The following is a 16,574-nucleotide window of genomic DNA, read 5'->3' on the forward strand; positions in this document are numbered from 1 at the left end:
AAGAATGACACCAGGCGGACAAGCTCAAATAGGTAATGTTGATCTCGTAAAACAGCTTAACAGCGCGGCGGTTTATCGCCTGATTGACCAGCATGGGCCAATCTCGCGTATTCAAATTGCCGAGCAAAGCCAGCTTGCCCCCGCCAGCGTAACCAAAATTACGCGTCAGTTGATCGAACGCGGGCTGATCAAAGAAGTCGATCAGCAGGCCTCCACCGGGGGCCGCCGCGCTATCTCTATCGTCACCGAAACCCGCAATTTCCACGCCATTGGCGTACGTCTGGGCCGTCACGACACGACGCTCACGCTCTATGATATGAGCAGTAAAGTGGTCGCCGAAGAGCATTACCCTCTCCCGGAGCGCACCCAGGAAACGCTGGAGTATGCGCTGCTCAACACCATTGCCACTTTTATTGACAGCTGCCAGCGGAAAATCCGCGAGCTGATTGCGATTTCCGTCATCCTGCCCGGCCTGGTTGATCCTGAAAGCGGCGTCATTCGTTATATGCCGCACATTCAGGTCGAAAACTGGGGGCTGGTCGAGGCGCTCGAAAAACGCTTCAAGGTTACCTGCTTTGTCGGTCACGATATCCGCAGCCTGGCGCTGGCTGAGCACTATTTCGGGGCAAGCCAGGATTGCGAAGACTCCATTTTAGTGCGAGTTCACCGCGGAACCGGGGCGGGAATTATTTCCAATGGCCGAATTTTCATCGGTCGCAATGGCAACGTGGGCGAGATTGGTCACATTCAGGTTGAACCGCTGGGTGAGCGCTGTCACTGCGGTAACTTCGGCTGTCTGGAAACCATTGCCGCCAATGCGTCTATCGAGCACCGCGTGCAAAACTTACTGAAACAGGGTTATCCCAGCCGACTCACGCTGGATGATTGCAATATTAAAGCTATCTGTAAGGCGGCAAATAAGGGCGATAACCTGGCAGCAGAAGTGATTGAACACGTTGGTCGCCACTTGGGTAAAACCATCGCCATCGCCATCAACCTGTTTAACCCACAAAAAATCGTCATTGCAGGCGAAATTACTGAGGCAGATAAAGTGCTGCTGCCTGCAATAGAAAGCTGTATCAACACGCAGGCGTTGAAAGCATTTCGCCACAATTTACCGGTGGTTCGTTCCACGCTGGATCACCGTTCCGCCATTGGCGCCTTTGCGCTGGTGAAGCGCGCGATGCTCAACGGTACACTGCTGCAACGTTTGCTGGAAAACTAATGCTCTCATATAGTAGTGGATTACTATAAGACTCATAACTAATTCCCTGGGTTGTTCATGACCATTAAGAATGTAATTTGTGATATCGACGGCGTGCTGATGCACGACAATGTCGCCGTACCGGGTGCGGCAGAATTTCTGACCGGGATCCTGGAAAAAGGCCTGCCGTTAGTTCTGCTGACTAACTATCCTTCACAGACCGGGCAAGATCTGGCAAACCGCTTCGCCACCGCGGGAGTGAATGTCCCCGATAGCGTCTTTTATACTTCCGCCATGGCTACCGCTGATTTTCTTCGTCGCCAGGAAGGCAAAAAAGCCTACGTGGTAGGTGAAGGCGCGTTAATTCATGAGCTGTATAAAGCCGGGTTTACCATTACCGACGTGAACCCCGATTTTGTGATTGTTGGCGAGACGCGCTCCTATAACTGGGACATGATGCATAAAGCGGCATATTTTGTCGCTAACGGCGCGCGTTTCATCGCCACAAACCCGGATACTCACGGCCGCGGCTTTTATCCCGCCTGCGGTGCACTGTGCGCCGGTATCGAGAAAATCTCTGGCCGTAAGCCGTTTTATGTCGGCAAACCCAGCCCGTGGATTATTCGCGCGGCGCTCAACAAAATGCAGGCGCACTCGGAAGAGACCGTTATCGTTGGCGATAACCTGCGTACCGATATTCTGGCGGGCTTCCAGGCCGGTCTGGAAACCATTCTGGTATTGTCTGGCGTCTCAACGCTTGACGACATCGACAGCATGCCGTTCAGACCGAGCTGGATTTATCCGTCCGTTGCTGAGATAGACGTCATTTAATCTCTTTGGCCGGAAAACAATACCTGCAAGTTATCCGGCCTGAAAAACACGCCCATTCAATAAATTCATCTTTTCACTGCTGATTCATCAATAATAGCGCTCATTACGTAATCTTTTTTCACCAATCAGCAATGACCATTGCGTTTTTTATTTTCCGCACCGTAATTCGCTTGCGCCCTCTCCCGCTTTGCGGCATTTTCTTTATCAAGCAAACATAAAAAGCATCACGCAACAGGTTAACGGAGAAGGTTATGTGTTCTATTTTTGGCGTATTCGATATTAAAACTGACGCAGTTGAACTGCGTAAAAAAGCCCTGGAATTATCTCGTCTGATGCGCCATCGCGGCCCGGACTGGTCAGGTATTTACGCCAGTGATAACGCCATTCTGGCGCACGAACGTCTGTCCATCGTCGACGTCAATGCCGGTGCTCAGCCGCTGTACAACGTGAAGAAAACGCATATCCTGGCGGTTAACGGTGAAATTTATAACCATCAGGCGCTGCGCGCGGAATACGGCGATCGCTATCAGTTCCAGACCGGTTCAGACTGCGAAGTTATCCTCGCGCTGTATCAGGAAAAAGGCCCGGAGTTCCTGGATGACCTACAAGGCATGTTTGCTTTTGCCCTGTACGACAGCGAACAGGACGCTTATCTGATTGGTCGCGATCACATCGGGATCATCCCACTGTATATGGGGTACGACGAACACGGTAACTTCTACGTCGCGTCTGAAATGAAAGCCCTGGTTCCGGTATGCCGCACAATCAAAGAATTCCCGGCCGGTAGCTATTTGTGGAGTAAGGACGGCGAAATTCGTCAGTATTATCAGCGTGATTGGTTTGATTACGATGCGGTCAAAGACAACGTGACCGATAAAAACGAGCTGCGTCAGGCGCTGGAAGATGCGGTGAAAAGCCATCTGATGTCAGATGTTCCTTATGGTGTACTGCTGTCCGGTGGTCTGGATTCCTCGGTCATTTCCGCGATTACGAAAAAATACGCGGCGCGCCGTGTTGAAGATCAGGAACGTAGCGAAGCCTGGTGGCCGCAGTTGCACTCCTTCGCCGTCGGCCTGGAAGGCGCACCGGATCTGCAAGCCGCGCAAGAGGTCGCGAACCATCTGGGTACCGTGCACCATGAGATCCACTTCACCGTGCAGGAAGGTCTGGATGCTATCCGCGACGTGATTTATCACATCGAAACCTACGATGTCACAACGATCCGCGCCTCAACGCCGATGTACTTAATGTCGCGTAAAATTAAAGCGATGGGCATTAAAATGGTGCTGTCGGGTGAAGGCTCTGACGAAGTATTCGGCGGCTATCTCTATTTCCACAAAGCGCCAGACGCGAAAGAGCTGCATGAAGAAACCGTGCGTAAACTGCAGGCGCTGCATATGTTCGACTGCGCCCGCGCCAACAAAGCGATGTCTGCCTGGGGTGTGGAAGCTCGCGTGCCTTTCCTGGATAAGAAATTCCTTGATGTGGCGATGCGCATCAACCCGCAGGATAAAATGTGCGGCAACGGCAAAATGGAAAAACATGTGCTGCGCGAATGTTTTGAATCTTACCTGCCTGCCAGCGTCGCATGGCGTCAGAAGGAGCAGTTCTCTGATGGTGTCGGTTACAGCTGGATCGATACCTTGAAAGAGGTGGCTGCTGAGCAAGTTTCTGACCAACAACTGGAAACCGCCAGCTTCCGTTTCCCTTACAACACGCCATCGTCTAAAGAAGCATATTTGTACCGTGAGATTTTTGAAGAATTGTTCCCGGTTGCCAGCGCGGCGGAATGCGTGCCTGGCGGGCCATCAGTAGCCTGTTCTTCTGCCAAAGCGATTGAATGGGATGAAGCGTTTAAAACCATGAACGATCCCTCTGGTCGTGCGGTTGGCGTACATCAGTCCGCTTATAAATAAGTTAATCCTTAGAAAAGAGCCCTACGGGGCTCTTTTTTTATGTCTGTTTTCTGTGCAAAAAAACAATTAATAACTAATAATTGCCGAATATTGCGCCATGCTGTTCGCAACCTAACCAAACAGTCACATTCCAGCTATTTTCAATGAAAAAGGGGTTGACGCTTCAAGGCTCAATACGCATAATGCGCCCCGCAACGCCGATAAGGTTACGCGAAAAAAAGATGGCTACGTAGCTCAGCTGGTTAGAGCACATCACTCATAATGATGGGGTCACAGGTTCGAATCCCGTCGTAGCCACCATCTTTTTTGCGGGAGTGGCGAAATTGGTAGACGCACCAGATTTAGGTTCTGGCGCCGCAAGGTGTGCGAGTTCAAGTCTCGCCTCCCGCACCATTCACCCGTAAGCGTTGCACGGATGGGGTATCGCCAAGCGGTAAGGCACCGGTTTTTGATACCGGCATTCCCTGGTTCGAATCCAGGTACCCCAGCCATTTTTTTCTTCGATATAGCGGTTCACCGCAACGGTCATTGGGGTATCGCCAAGCGGTAAGGCACCGGTTTTTGATACCGGCATTCCCTGGTTCGAATCCAGGTACCCCAGCCATCGAAGAATAAGTAATATATGGCTACGTAGCTCAGCTGGTTAGAGCACATCACTCATAATGATGGGGTCACAGGTTCGAATCCCGTCGTAGCCACCATATTAAGGACGTATCGACTCGTTCGGTACAGCCAAAATATTGTTGGGGTATCGCCAAGCGGTAAGGCACCGGATTCTGATTCCGGCATTCCGAGGTTCGAATCCTCGTACCCCAGCCAATTTCAAAAGTCGTCCACATTGTGGGTGCGCCCGTTGGGGTATCGCCAAGCGGTAAGGCTCTGGTTTCTGATACCAGCATTCCGAGGTTCGAATCCTCGTACCCCAGCCATATTAAAAAAGCTCGCTTCGGCGAGCTTTTTGCTTTTCTGCGTTTATCGCCTGATGGCGCTCCGCTTATCAGGCCTACGTATTTCCCCCGTAGGCCTGCCTGAATTACAATCCTAACGCATACTTCAAGGCCTGACGTTTCAGTACGCCTGCGCGCTCTGCGGCCATTAACCCGAGATTACGCATGATACGCAGCGGCTGCAGGTTGTTGCTGAATCCGGCGTAGAACAGATCCATCCCACTCTGCATAATGAAATTATCAGTCATACGACGATTCTGATAGCGCTTCAGTACCGGCTGACTGGCCCAGGATTCACCGTAGCTGCGCGCATTAACCAGCACGTCAATCAGCGCATCCACATCACGGAACCCCAGATTAACGCCCTGCCCCGCCAGCGGATGAATGGTATGCGCGGCATCACCCACCAACGCCAGACCTGGCTGGACATATTGTAGCGCGTGACGACGCGTAAGCGGGAATGCCCCCGCCGCCACAGGCGTAACGTTTCCGAGTCGCGACGGGAAGTGTTTGGCGATCTCCGCCTGCAGTTGCAACATGCTCAAACCCTGCAGTTGGCGGATACGCGCCGGTGAGTCATACCACACCAGCGAGGCCCAGTTATCAAACAGCGGTAAAAATGCGCGCGGACCGTCAGGCGTGAATTGTTGCCAGGTGCTGTCGCCGGGTGCGTTCTCGCATTGTACGGTGATTAACATGCAGGACTGCGCGTACTGCCAGGCATGAATACCAATCCCGGCCATTTTCCGCACCTGAGAATTTGCGCCGTCCGCGCCGATCACCAGCTTCGCGCTGATTTTCTCACCGCCAGCCAGTTCAAGCTCATGCCGATCGTTATGTTGATGCAGAGAGATCAATGACGCCGGTACGCGCAGCGTGACTTTCGGGTGGGCTTCCAGCGCCTGCCAGAGTGCCTGTTGCAGAACCGTGTTTTCCACCATATAACCCAGTAAAGGTAACTTAAGCTCAGCGGCATCAAACATTACATGGGCATTTTCCCATTCCCACGTTTCCAGACGACGGTAAGGATGACTGCGCATACCCTGAACCGTATCCCAGACCCCCAGCCCTTTCAGCAACGACACCGAGGCGGAGCTAATGGCGGAAATTCTGACATCGGGCTGTCCATCAGCCACAAACGGCGCGGGAACGGCATGTTCAATGACCGTTACCGTAAATCCATGCTGCGCCAGTCCAAGCGCCAGCGCGCCGCCGACCATCCCCCCGCCGACAATGGCAATTTCCGTTGGTTGATTTGTCATGTGGTCAATCATCCTGTTACATGTATTGTGTAAGTTTACAGGATTTTTTACCCCTTGAGGCTGACATCCGTCATACTGGTCACAACCGCGCCAAAGCAGTACACTATGCGCCCTGCATTTCAGCCACAATTTCGCAAGAGCAAGTCGATGACCAAAAAACTCCATATTAAAACCTGGGGCTGTCAGATGAACGAATACGATTCATCGAAGATGGCCGATCTGCTGGATGCCACTCATGGGTATCAACTGACCGACGTGGCGGAAGAAGCGGATGTGCTGCTGCTGAATACCTGCTCAATCCGTGAGAAGGCTCAGGAAAAAGTTTTCCATCAGTTGGGCCGCTGGAAGCTGTTAAAAGAGAAAAATCCCAATCTCATCATCGGTGTCGGCGGCTGTGTCGCATCTCAGGAAGGCGATCATATTCGCCAGCGCGCCCACTACGTCGATATTATTTTTGGGCCGCAGACTCTGCATCGTCTGCCGGAAATGATCAACAAAGTGCGTGGAAGCACTAGCCGTAGCCCGGTAGTTGATATCAGTTTCCCGGAGATCGAAAAGTTTGACCGCCTGCCGGAACCGCGTGCTGAAGGTCCAAGCGCGTTTGTGTCCATCATGGAAGGCTGTAATAAATATTGTACTTACTGCGTGGTGCCCTACACCCGCGGTGAAGAAGTCAGCCGCCCGGCGGATGACATCCTGTTTGAAATCGCTCAGCTTGCGGCGCAAGGCGTGCGTGAAGTGAACCTTCTTGGGCAAAACGTGAACGCCTGGCGCGGTGAGAACTATGATGGCACGACAGGATCTTTTGCTGACCTGCTGCGCCTGGTTGCGGCGATCGACGGCATTGACCGTATCCGCTTCACCACCAGCCATCCGATCGAATTCACCGATGATATCGTTGAAGTTTATCGCGACACGCCGGAGCTGGTGAGTTTCCTGCACCTGCCGGTACAGAGCGGTTCAGATCGCGTACTGAATCTGATGGGCCGCACCCATACCGCGCTGGAATATAAAGCGATCATTCGCAAACTGCGCGCGGCGCGTCCGGACATTCAGATTAGCTCGGATTTCATCGTTGGCTTCCCTGGCGAAACCACACAGGATTTCGAGCAGACCATGAAGTTGATTGCTGACGTGAATTTTGACATGAGCTACAGCTTTATCTTCTCTGCGCGTCCTGGCACCCCGGCTGCCGATATGGTTGACGACGTACCAGAAGAAGAGAAAAAACAGCGTCTGTATATCCTGCAGGAGCGTATTAACCAGCAGGCCATGGCCTGGAGCCGCCGTATGGTCGGCACAACCCAGCGTATTCTGGTTGAAGGCACATCACGTAAGAGCATCATGGAGTTGTCAGGGCGTACCGAAAACAACCGCGTGGTGAACTTTGAAGGCACCCCGGAAATGGTCGGTAAGTTTGTGGATGTTGAAATTACCGATGTCTGGACGAACTCCCTGCGCGGTAAAGTGGTGCGCACCGAAGACGAAATGGGCCTGCGCATCGCAGAATCCCCTGAGTCGGTCATTGCGCGTACCCGCAAAGAAAACGATCTGGGCGTCGGTATTTACCAGCCTTAATCTTCTGGCCCGTCAGCTCTGACGGGCCTTGTATTTCCTCCCGCAATCCCCATATTTATTGCAATGCTTGCGCCTTTTCCCTGTGGCGTGAATAATTTCCTTAGATGCCGGTAAATGTTCAGCGTCCGGCGAGACATGCTAAAGAGGAACAGTTTGAACATAGACACTCGCGAAATCACCCTTGAACCCGCAGACAACGCCCGTCTGTTGAGCCTTTGCGGTCCATTTGATGACAACATCAAACAGCTGGAACGTCGCCTCGGCATCGAAATTAACCGTCGGGATAACCACTTTAAGCTGACCGGTCGCCCAATTTGCGTCACCGCTGCGGCTGATATTTTACGCAGCCTGTATGTCGATACCGCCCCAATGCGCGGTCAGACGCAGGACATTGAACCTGAGCAAATTCATCTGGCGATTAAAGAAGCGCGTGTGCTTGAGCAAAGCGCGGACAGCGTGCCGGAATTTGGCAAAGCGGTGAATATCAAAACCAAGCGCGGAGTGATTAAACCGCGTACGCCGAACCAGGCGCAGTACATCGCTAACATCCTCGATCACGACATCACCTTCGGCGTTGGCCCTGCGGGTACGGGTAAAACGTATCTTGCGGTTGCCGCTGCGGTCGATGCGCTTGAGCGCCAGGAGATCCGTCGAATTCTGCTGACCCGTCCGGCAGTGGAAGCCGGCGAAAAACTGGGCTTCCTGCCAGGCGATCTGAGTCAGAAAGTCGATCCCTATTTACGTCCGCTGTATGACGCGCTGTTCGAAATGCTCGGTTTTGAGAAGGTCGAAAAGCTGATCGAGCGTAACGTCATTGAGGTGGCACCGTTGGCCTATATGCGCGGTCGTACCTTAAACGATGCGTTCATCATTCTTGATGAGAGCCAGAACACCACCATCGAACAGATGAAAATGTTCCTGACCCGTATCGGCTTTAACTCCAAAGCGGTCATCACCGGCGATATCACTCAGATTGACCTGCCGCGTAGCACTAAGTCCGGTCTGCGTCATGCCATTGAGGTGCTGGCCGAAGTCGACGAGATTAGTTTTAATTTCTTCCATAGCGAAGACGTGGTTCGCCACCCGGTAGTCGCCCGTATCGTCACGGCGTATGAAGCCTGGGAAGAAGCAGAACAGAAACGAAAAGCCGAGCTGGCAGCGGAACGCAAGCGCGAAGCTCAGGAGCAGGAGCAAAAATGAGTCAGGTTATTCTCGATTTACAGCTGGCATGTGAAGACGAATCTGGTTTACCCACAGAAAGTCAGTTTCAGGGCTGGCTGGATGCGGTAATCCCGCAGTTTCAGGAAGAGTCTGAAGTGACGATTCGCCTGGTTGATGACGCGGAAAGCCACGAGCTGAACCTGACCTATCGCGGGAAAGATAAATCAACCAACGTGCTCTCTTTCCCGTTTGAAGCCCCGCCGGGCATTGAGATGCCACTGCTGGGCGATCTGATCATCTGCCGCCAGGTGGTTGAGAAAGAAGCGCAGGAGCAAGGTAAACCGCTTGAGGCACACTGGGCGCACATGGTGGTGCACGGTAGCCTGCATTTACTCGGCTACGACCATATCGAAGATGATGAAGCGGAAGAAATGGAATCCCTTGAAACAGAGATTATGCTTGCTCTGGGCTATGAGGATCCGTACATTGCCGAGAAGGAATAAGCCGTCGGGCATCAGCCCGGGCTTCCCATGAAGCCATGCGCTGAGTTTACGCGCATTGAGCGACCTATTAACTAACATGAGAACCCATACGACGCCATGAGCGACGACAATTCACACAGTAGTGACACGTTAACCAGCAAAAAGGGATTTTTTTCCCTGTTACTGAGCCAACTTTTCCACGGTGAACCCAAAAACCGTGACGAATTGTTGGAGCTGATCCGTGATTCCGGGCAGAACGACCTTATCGATGAAGATACGCGAGATATGCTCGAAGGGGTGATGGACATTGCGGACCAGCGCGTTCGCGACATCATGATCCCCCGCTCTCAAATGATTACCCTGAAACGCAACCAGACCCTGGATGAATGCCTCGATGTCATTATCGAGTCAGCCCACTCGCGTTTCCCGGTGATCAGCGAAGACAAAGATCACATTGAAGGGATTCTGATGGCCAAAGATCTGCTGCCGTTTATGCGCAGCGATGCCGAAGCCTTCAGCATGGAGAAAGTGTTACGCCAGGCGGTTGTCGTACCGGAAAGCAAGCGTGTTGACCGCATGCTGAAAGAGTTCCGCTCCCAGCGTTATCATATGGCTATCGTCATCGACGAGTTCGGCGGTGTCTCTGGTCTGGTGACCATTGAGGACATCCTTGAACTGATCGTTGGTGAAATCGAAGATGAGTACGACGAAGAAGACGATATTGATTTCCGTCAGCTCAGTCGCCACACCTGGACCATTCGCGCGCTGGCGCCAATTGAGGACTTCAACGAAGCCTTTGGCACCCACTTTAGCGACGAAGAAGTCGATACCATTGGCGGTCTGGTTATGCAGGCCTTTGGTCATCTTCCCGCTCGTGGGGAGACTATCGACATTGATGGTTACCAGTTCAAAGTGGCAATGGCCGACAGCCGTCGTATTATTCAGGTTCATGTCAGAATTCCGGACGACTCACCCCAGCCCAAACTGGACGAATAAACCCGAAACTGGATCTAAGACTACATGGCATTTGCCTCACTAATTGAACGCCAGCGCATTCGCCTGCTGCTGGCGTTATTATTCGGTGCCTGCGGGACGCTGGCTTTCTCTCCGTATGACATCTGGCCTGCGGCGATCGTATCGCTGATGGGCCTGCAGGCTCTCACCCTCAACCGCCGTCCACTTCAGTCAGCCGCTATCGGCTACTTCTGGGGCCTGGGATTGTTTGGCTCCGGCATTAACTGGGTCTACGTCAGCATCGCGCAGTTTGGCGGTATGCCAGGTCCGGTTAACGTTTTCCTTGTGGTACTGCTTGCCGCCTACCTTTCACTCTATACCGGTCTGTTTGCTGGCGTGTTGTCACGCCTGTGGCCGAAAACAACCTGGCTACGCGTCGCCATTGCCGCGCCGGTTGTCTGGCAGATAACCGAGTTCCTGCGCGGCTGGGTCCTGACCGGATTTCCGTGGCTGCAGTTTGGTTACAGCCAGATTGACGGCCCGTTAAAAGGGCTGGCGCCGGTGATGGGCGTTGAAGCGATTAACTTCCTGCTGATGATGGTCAGCGGCCTGCTGGCGCTGGCGCTGGTGACGCGCAACTGGAAACCGCTGATTGCTGGCGTGGTGCTTTTCGCTCTGCCCTTCCCGCTGCGCTATATCCAGTGGTATACGCTTGAGCCGGAAAAAACAACTCAGGTTTCGATGGTACAGGGTGACATTCCGCAGTCACTGAAGTGGGATGAGGGTCAGCTACTTAACACGCTGAAAATTTATCTCGACGCCACCCAGCCCGAAATGGGTAAATCACAGCTGATCATCTGGCCGGAGTCCGCTATCCCGGACCTGGAAATTAACCAGCAGCGTTTTTTGAGCATGATGGATGATCTGCTGAAATCGAAAAACAGCACGTTGATTACCGGTATCGTAGACGCGCGGCTGAATAAGCAGAACCGTTACGACACCTACAACACCATCATCACGCTGGGTAAAGACAGCCCGTACAGCTACGACTCCAGTAACCGCTACAATAAAAACCATCTGGTACCGTTTGGCGAGTTTGTCCCGCTGGAATCGATCCTGCGCCCATTAGCGCCGTTCTTTGACCTGCCTATGTCGTCGTTCAGCCGCGGGCCGTATGTGCAGCCACAGCTGCATGCGCACGGCTTTAAGCTGACCGCAGCAATCTGCTACGAAATCATTCTTGGCGAACAGGTTCGTGATAACTTCCGCCCGGATACGGACTATCTGCTCACCATCTCTAACGATGCGTGGTTTGGTAAGTCTATCGGCCCATGGCAGCACTTCCAGATGGCGCGTATGCGTTCCCTGGAACTGGCGCGCCCGCTGCTGCGTAGCACCAACAATGGTATTACGGCGGTGATTGGTCCACAGGGTGAGATTCAGGCGATGATCCCGCAGTTTACCCGCCAGGTTCTGACCACCAGCGTAACGCCAACCACGGGCTTAACCCCGTATGCCCGTACCGGTAACTGGCCGCTATGGCTGCTTACCGCACTGTTTGGCTTTGGCGCGCTGGTAATGAGCCTGCGCCAGCGTCGTAAATAACCTTCCTTCCCCGGGCCGGATAACGACTTTGTTTATCCGGCCGACAAACTCCCTACCTTGCCCATTCTGGCACGTCTATTGCTTTGTTATACAAGGCAAACGCAGTTTTGGCTGAATGTGCAACCTGGTCGCACCAAAGTTGATCTTTGGTAGCACCTGAAATGTGCAACAAGATATTTTTGCCCCCAAATGGTGCGGCGCACTTCGCAAAAATAAACAATAACACAGCAAATTCTTTACATTCATCCAAACTAAATGTTAACAAACATATACAAGACTGCACGTTTAAGTAGCAAACAATAACAACATCACAATGGGTATCAATGCGTCCCTGGCGCAGACGATAAAGGAGTTGGATATGCAATTACGTAAGCTCGCCACTGCCATGCTGGTCATGGGAATGTCCGCCGGTCTGGCGCACGCAGAAGATGCGGCACCAGCGGCAGGCAGCACGCTGGACAAGATCGCCAAAAATGGCGTTATCGTTGTCGGTCACCGTGAATCATCGGTACCGTTTTCTTACTACGATAATCAGCAAAAAGTGGTCGGTTATTCACAGGATTACTCCAACGCCATCGTTGAAGCCGTGAAGAAAAAACTCAACAAGCCTGACCTGCAGGTAAAACTGATCCCGATTACCTCACAGAACCGTATCCCGCTGCTGCAAAACGGTACCTTCGACTTTGAATGTGGTTCCACCACCAACAACGTCGAGCGTCAAAAACAAGCGGCATTCTCTGACACCATTTTCGTTGTCGGCACCCGTCTGCTGGCGAAAAAAGGCGGCGACGTCAAAGATTTCACTGACCTGAAAGGCAAAGCCGTGGTCGTGACTTCGGGCACCACCTCAGAAGTGCTGCTGCACAAGCTGAACGAAGAACAAAAAATGGACATGCGCATCATCAGCGCGAAAGACCACGGTGACTCTTTCCGTACTCTGGAAAGCGGTCGCGCCGTTGCCTTTATGATGGATGATGCCCTGCTGGCTGGTGAACGCGCGAAGGCGAAGAAACCAGACAACTGGGAGATCGTCGGCAAGCCGCAGTCTCAGGAAGCCTATGGCTGCATGCTGCGCAAAGATGACCCTGAGTTCAAAAAACTGATGGACGACACGATCGCCAAGGCGCAGACCTCAGGCGAAGCAGAGAAATGGTTTGATAAGTGGTTTAAAAACCCAATTCCACCGAAGAACCTGAACATGAATTTCGAACTGTCAGATGAGATGAAAGCTCTGTTCAAAGAACCGAATGATAAAGCGCTTAACTAACTAAAATAAATGGGAGGCTTCCCCTCCCTCTCGATTGCTACTCGGCACGGACAGACTATAAGCCTGATGGTCGTTCCCCATCAGGCCTGAAAACCGCAAAACGCTGAATAACAATCTTCGAGGGTAGCGCTGCTACCCTTTTTTTTCTGGAGTAGATTTATGTCTATAGACTGGAACTGGGGCATTTTTTTACAACAAGCCCCGTTCGGCAACACCACCTATCTCGGCTGGCTCTGGAGTGGTTTCCAGGTCACGGTCGCGTTATCCATTACGGCCTGGATTATCGCTTTCCTCATCGGTTCTTTATTCGGCATTTTACGTACAGTTCCCAACCGCTTCCTTGCCGGGATCGGCACGCTGTACGTTGAGCTGTTTCGTAACGTTCCGCTCATTGTCCAATTTTTTACCTGGTATCTGGTCATTCCTGAACTGTTGCCAGAAAACATTGGTATGTGGTTCAAGTCAGAACTGGATCCCAATATTCAGTTCTTCCTTTCATCCATGCTTTGTCTGGGGCTGTTTACCGCCGCGCGCGTCTGCGAGCAGGTTCGCGCTGCTATTCAGTCTCTGCCTCGTGGACAGAAAAACGCTGCGCTGGCGATGGGGCTGACGTTGCCGCAGGCTTATCGTTATGTTCTGCTGCCAAACGCTTACCGCGTGATTGTTCCGCCAATGACCTCAGAGATGATGAACCTGGTGAAGAACTCCGCGATCGCTTCTACTATCGGCCTGGTCGATATGGCGGCGCAGGCGGGGAAACTGCTGGATTACTCCGCCCACGCCTGGGAATCGTTTACGGCCATTACTCTGGCCTACGTGCTGATTAACGCTGTCATCATGCTGGTGATGAATCTCGTCGAACGCAAGATCCGCCTGCCGGGCAATATGGGAGGCAAATAATGTACGAATTTGACTGGAGTTCTATTGTCCCTTCCCTGCCGTATCTGCTGGATGGGCTGATGATCACGCTGAAAATTACCGTCACGGCGGTCGTCATCGGTATCGTATGGGGAACTATCCTGGCCGTCATGCGTCTGTCCAGCTTCGCGCCGATTGCCTGGTTTGCGAAAGGCTACGTCAACGTATTCCGTTCCATTCCACTGGTGATGGTACTGCTGTGGTTCTACCTGATTGTGCCCGGCTTCCTGCAAAACGTATTGGGTTTGTCGCCAAAGACCGATATTCGCCTGATCTCGGCGATGGTCGCGTTTTCAATGTTTGAAGCCGCGTACTACTCAGAGATTATCCGGGCAGGGATCCAGAGTATTTCTCGCGGGCAGTCCAGCGCCGCGCTGGCGCTGGGGATGACCCACTGGCAGTCGATGAAGCTCATTATTCTGCCGCAGGCCTTCCGCGCGATGGTGCCGCTGCTGCTTACCCAGGGCATCGTACTCTTCCAGGATACCTCGCTGGTCTATGTATTAAGTCTGGCAGACTTCTTCCGTACCGCCTCCACTATTGGCGAGCGTGACGGCACGCAGGTTGAAATGATCCTGTTTGCTGGCGCCGTTTATTTTGTATTCAGTCTGAGCGCATCGTTGTTGGTCAGCTATTTGAAGAAAAGGACAGTTTAATGATTACCCTGAAAAATGTTTCTAAATGGTATGGTCACTTTCAGGTGCTGACCGACTGCTCTACGGAAGTGAAAAAAGGTGAAGTGGTCGTGGTCTGCGGTCCTTCAGGTTCCGGTAAATCCACGCTTATCAAAACCGTGAACGGTCTGGAGCCGGTACAACAGGGCGTCATCACGGTTGATGGCACCGTGGTGAACGACAAAAAAACCGATCTGGCCAAACTGCGCTCCCGTGTGGGCATGGTGTTCCAGCACTTTGAACTGTTTCCACATCTGTCGATCATTGAAAACCTGACGCTGGCGCAGGTAAAAGTGCTGAAACGCGATAAAGCGCCTGCCCGCGCAAAAGCGCAGAAGCTGCTGGAGCGTGTCGGTCTGGCGGCCCATGCCGAAAAGTTTCCGGCTCAGCTCTCCGGGGGACAGCAACAACGTGTCGCCATCGCCCGGGCGCTGTGCATGGATCCCATCGCTATGCTGTTTGACGAACCGACGTCGGCGCTTGATCCTGAAATGATCAACGAAGTTCTGGACGTTATGGTTGAACTGGCCAATGAAGGGATGACCATGATGGTGGTTACCCACGAAATGGGCTTTGCGCGGAAAGTGGCGAACCGGGTGATCTTCATGGATGAAGGGAAAATTGTTGAAGACTCACCGAAAGAAGAGTTCTTCGCCAATCCGAAATCGGACCGCGCCAAAGACTTCCTCGCGAAAATCCTGCACTAATCTTGCTGGCGCGCACCGCTATGTGCGCGCCACCTCACGCTTTATCTCTTCACTCCTCGAAACAGGTACAGCCCAGCGTTAACCTTGTCACAAAGTCCCACTTACAAGGAGCAACAATGGCACTTCCTATCCTGTTTGATTGCGATCCAGGTCATGACGACGCTATCGCAATTGTTCTCGCCCTCGCCTCACCTGAACTGGATGTGAAAGCAATCACCTCTTCTGCTGGCAACCAGACGCCCGACAAAACGCTGCGTAACGTATTACGCATGTTAACGTTACTCAACCGTACGGATATCCCTGTAGCCGGCGGAGCCGTAAAACCGCTGATGCGCGATCTGATTATTGCCGATAACGTCCACGGTGAGAGTGGACTGGATGGTCCGGCATTGCCGGAACCCGCTTTCGCTCCTCTGGACTGTACCGCCGTGGAACTGATGGCGAAAACCCTGCGCGAAAGCCCGGAACCGGTCACGATTGTCTCCACCGGGCCGCAAACTAACGTGGCATTGCTTCTGAACAGCCATCCTGAGCTGCACGCCAAAATCGCCCGTATCGTGATTATGGGCGGTGCGATGGGCCTCGGGAACTGGACGCCCGCGGCGGAATTCAATATCTATGTCGATCCTGAAGCCGCTGAGATCGTATTCCAGTCGGGTATCCCTGTGGTGATGGCAGGTCTGGACGTCACGCATAAAGCGCAAATACATCGTGAAGATACCGAGCGATTCCGCACTATCGGCAACCCTGTTTCGACGATCGTGGCTGAACTACTCGACTTTTTCTTTGAATATCATAAAGACGAAAAATGGGGATTCATCGGCGCGCCGCTGCACGACCCGTGTACCATTGCCTGGCTGCTGAAACCTGAACTGTTTACTACCGTTGAACGTTGGGTTGGCGTGGAAACGCAGGGCAAATATACCCAGGGGATGACGGTGGTGGACTACTATTTCCTGAGCGGCAATAAACCTAACGCAACCGTGATGGTGGACGTTGATCGCCAGGGGTTTGTCGATTTGCTGGCAGAACGGCTGAAGTTTTACGCCTAATACACGCCGGATGGCG

Annotated in this window: 14 protein-coding genes and 7 tRNA genes; 20 read left to right on the plus strand and 1 reads right to left on the minus strand. The window is 52.8% G+C overall.

All coding sequences use genetic code 11. From position 1 onward, the window contains the following. Nucleotides 1-4: 4 nt before the first annotated feature. The 10 genes from nagC (at nt 5) to AC534G_RS18010 (ending at nt 4,880) form a co-directional block, all read left to right on the plus strand. A complete protein-coding gene (nagC, locus tag AC534G_RS17965) occupies nt 5-1,225 on the plus strand; it encodes a DNA-binding transcriptional regulator NagC (RefSeq protein WP_038638799.1) in 1,221 nt (406 codons plus the stop codon). Between the two features lie 57 nt (nt 1,226-1,282). After that, on the plus strand, nt 1,283-2,035 hold the full coding sequence (nagD, locus tag AC534G_RS17970) for a ribonucleotide monophosphatase NagD (RefSeq protein ID WP_038638796.1): 753 nt from the start codon (nt 1,283-1,285) through the stop codon (nt 2,033-2,035). Between the two features lie 251 nt (nt 2,036-2,286). Further along, complete coding sequence (gene asnB, locus AC534G_RS17975) at nt 2,287-3,951, plus strand: asparagine synthase B (protein ID WP_038638793.1); 1,665 nt, start codon at nt 2,287-2,289, stop codon at nt 3,949-3,951. Between the two features lie 223 nt (nt 3,952-4,174). Then, a tRNA-Met gene (locus tag AC534G_RS17980) sits at nt 4,175-4,251 on the plus strand. Between the two features lie 8 nt (nt 4,252-4,259). Beyond that, nucleotides 4,260-4,344: transfer RNA gene (locus tag AC534G_RS17985), tRNA-Leu, on the plus strand. A 23-nt stretch (nt 4,345-4,367) separates the two neighbouring features. After that, nucleotides 4,368-4,442, plus strand: a tRNA-Gln gene (locus AC534G_RS17990). 38 nt (nt 4,443-4,480) lie between these two features. After that, a tRNA-Gln gene (locus AC534G_RS17995) sits at nt 4,481-4,555 on the plus strand. Nucleotides 4,556-4,575: 20 nt separating this feature from the next. Then, nucleotides 4,576-4,652, plus strand: a tRNA-Met gene (locus tag AC534G_RS18000). Between the two features lie 43 nt (nt 4,653-4,695). After that, nucleotides 4,696-4,770 (plus strand) — tRNA-Gln (locus AC534G_RS18005). A 35-nt stretch (nt 4,771-4,805) separates the two neighbouring features. Further along, nucleotides 4,806-4,880: transfer RNA gene (locus AC534G_RS18010), tRNA-Gln, on the plus strand. A gap of 104 nt (nt 4,881-4,984) precedes the next feature. On the opposite strand, the gene ubiF is transcribed toward AC534G_RS18010, so the two are convergent. Beyond that, nucleotides 4,985-6,160 carry a 3-demethoxyubiquinol 3-hydroxylase gene (gene ubiF, locus AC534G_RS18015; protein WP_110498571.1) on the minus strand — a complete coding sequence of 392 codons (1,176 nt, stop codon included), beginning with the start codon at nt 6,158-6,160 and terminating at the stop codon, nt 4,985-4,987. 147 nt (nt 6,161-6,307) lie between these two features. Here ubiF and miaB point away from each other — a divergent pair, with 147 nt between their 5' ends. The 10 genes from miaB to rihA all read left to right on the plus strand — a co-directional run bounded on the left by miaB (nt 6,308) and on the right by rihA (nt 16,558). Then, a complete protein-coding gene (gene miaB / locus AC534G_RS18020; RefSeq protein ID WP_038643077.1) occupies nt 6,308-7,738 on the plus strand; it encodes a tRNA (N6-isopentenyl adenosine(37)-C2)-methylthiotransferase MiaB in 1,431 nt (476 codons plus the stop codon). 153 nt (nt 7,739-7,891) lie between these two features. Then, entirely contained in the window at nt 7,892-8,938 is a 1,047-nt protein-coding gene (locus AC534G_RS18025) for a PhoH family protein (RefSeq protein WP_019076268.1), read from the plus strand. Next, nucleotides 8,935-9,402 (plus strand): rRNA maturation RNase YbeY, encoded by a 468-nt coding sequence (ybeY, locus tag AC534G_RS18030; protein WP_003835559.1) that lies wholly within the window; start codon nt 8,935-8,937, stop codon nt 9,400-9,402. Before AC534G_RS18025 ends, ybeY begins: the two co-directional genes overlap by 4 nt. A gap of 96 nt (nt 9,403-9,498) precedes the next feature. After that, complete coding sequence (gene corC, locus AC534G_RS18035; RefSeq protein WP_038638785.1) at nt 9,499-10,377, plus strand: CNNM family magnesium/cobalt transport protein CorC; 879 nt, start codon at nt 9,499-9,501, stop codon at nt 10,375-10,377. 24 nt (nt 10,378-10,401) lie between these two features. After that, nucleotides 10,402-11,940 (plus strand): apolipoprotein N-acyltransferase, encoded by a 1,539-nt coding sequence (lnt, locus tag AC534G_RS18040; RefSeq protein WP_038638779.1) that lies wholly within the window; start codon nt 10,402-10,404, stop codon nt 11,938-11,940. 358 nt (nt 11,941-12,298) lie between these two features. Then, complete coding sequence (gltI, locus tag AC534G_RS18045) at nt 12,299-13,207, plus strand: glutamate/aspartate ABC transporter substrate-binding protein GltI (protein ID WP_110498572.1); 909 nt, start codon at nt 12,299-12,301, stop codon at nt 13,205-13,207. A gap of 159 nt (nt 13,208-13,366) precedes the next feature. Beyond that, a complete protein-coding gene (gene gltJ / locus AC534G_RS18050) occupies nt 13,367-14,107 on the plus strand; it encodes a glutamate/aspartate ABC transporter permease GltJ (RefSeq protein WP_038638776.1) in 741 nt (246 codons plus the stop codon). Then, nucleotides 14,107-14,781, plus strand: a complete 675-nt coding sequence (gene gltK / locus AC534G_RS18055) for a glutamate/aspartate ABC transporter permease GltK (RefSeq protein WP_038638772.1) — start codon at nt 14,107-14,109, stop codon at nt 14,779-14,781. Before gltJ ends, gltK begins: the two co-directional genes overlap by 1 nt. Then, a complete protein-coding gene (gene gltL / locus AC534G_RS18060) occupies nt 14,781-15,506 on the plus strand; it encodes a glutamate/aspartate ABC transporter ATP-binding protein GltL (RefSeq protein WP_000631392.1) in 726 nt (241 codons plus the stop codon). Before gltK ends, gltL begins: the two co-directional genes overlap by 1 nt. A gap of 116 nt (nt 15,507-15,622) precedes the next feature. Then, nucleotides 15,623-16,558, plus strand: a complete 936-nt coding sequence (gene rihA / locus AC534G_RS18065) for a pyrimidine-specific ribonucleoside hydrolase RihA (protein WP_110498573.1) — start codon at nt 15,623-15,625, stop codon at nt 16,556-16,558. Nucleotides 16,559-16,574: the final 16 nt, after the last annotated feature.

It is taken from the genome of Citrobacter sp. CRE-46, assembly GCF_059615875.1.

Coding starts and splice junctions, on each gene's coding strand:
- nagC (WP_038638799.1), top strand. CDS start 5: ATGACACCAGGCGGACAAGCTCAAATAGGTAATGTTGATCTCGTAAAA.
- nagD (WP_038638796.1), top strand. CDS start 1,283: ATGACCATTAAGAATGTAATTTGTGATATCGACGGCGTGCTGATGCAC.
- asnB (WP_038638793.1), top strand. CDS start 2,287: ATGTGTTCTATTTTTGGCGTATTCGATATTAAAACTGACGCAGTTGAA.
- ubiF (WP_110498571.1), bottom strand. CDS start 6,160: ATGACAAATCAACCAACGGAAATTGCCATTGTCGGCGGGGGGATGGTC.
- miaB (WP_038643077.1), top strand. CDS start 6,308: ATGACCAAAAAACTCCATATTAAAACCTGGGGCTGTCAGATGAACGAA.
- ybeY (WP_003835559.1), top strand. CDS start 8,935: ATGAGTCAGGTTATTCTCGATTTACAGCTGGCATGTGAAGACGAATCT.
- corC (WP_038638785.1), top strand. CDS start 9,499: ATGAGCGACGACAATTCACACAGTAGTGACACGTTAACCAGCAAAAAG.
- lnt (WP_038638779.1), top strand. CDS start 10,402: ATGGCATTTGCCTCACTAATTGAACGCCAGCGCATTCGCCTGCTGCTG.
- gltI (WP_110498572.1), top strand. CDS start 12,299: ATGCAATTACGTAAGCTCGCCACTGCCATGCTGGTCATGGGAATGTCC.
- gltJ (WP_038638776.1), top strand. CDS start 13,367: ATGTCTATAGACTGGAACTGGGGCATTTTTTTACAACAAGCCCCGTTC.
- gltK (WP_038638772.1), top strand. CDS start 14,107: ATGTACGAATTTGACTGGAGTTCTATTGTCCCTTCCCTGCCGTATCTG.
- gltL (WP_000631392.1), top strand. CDS start 14,781: ATGATTACCCTGAAAAATGTTTCTAAATGGTATGGTCACTTTCAGGTG.
- rihA (WP_110498573.1), top strand. CDS start 15,623: ATGGCACTTCCTATCCTGTTTGATTGCGATCCAGGTCATGACGACGCT.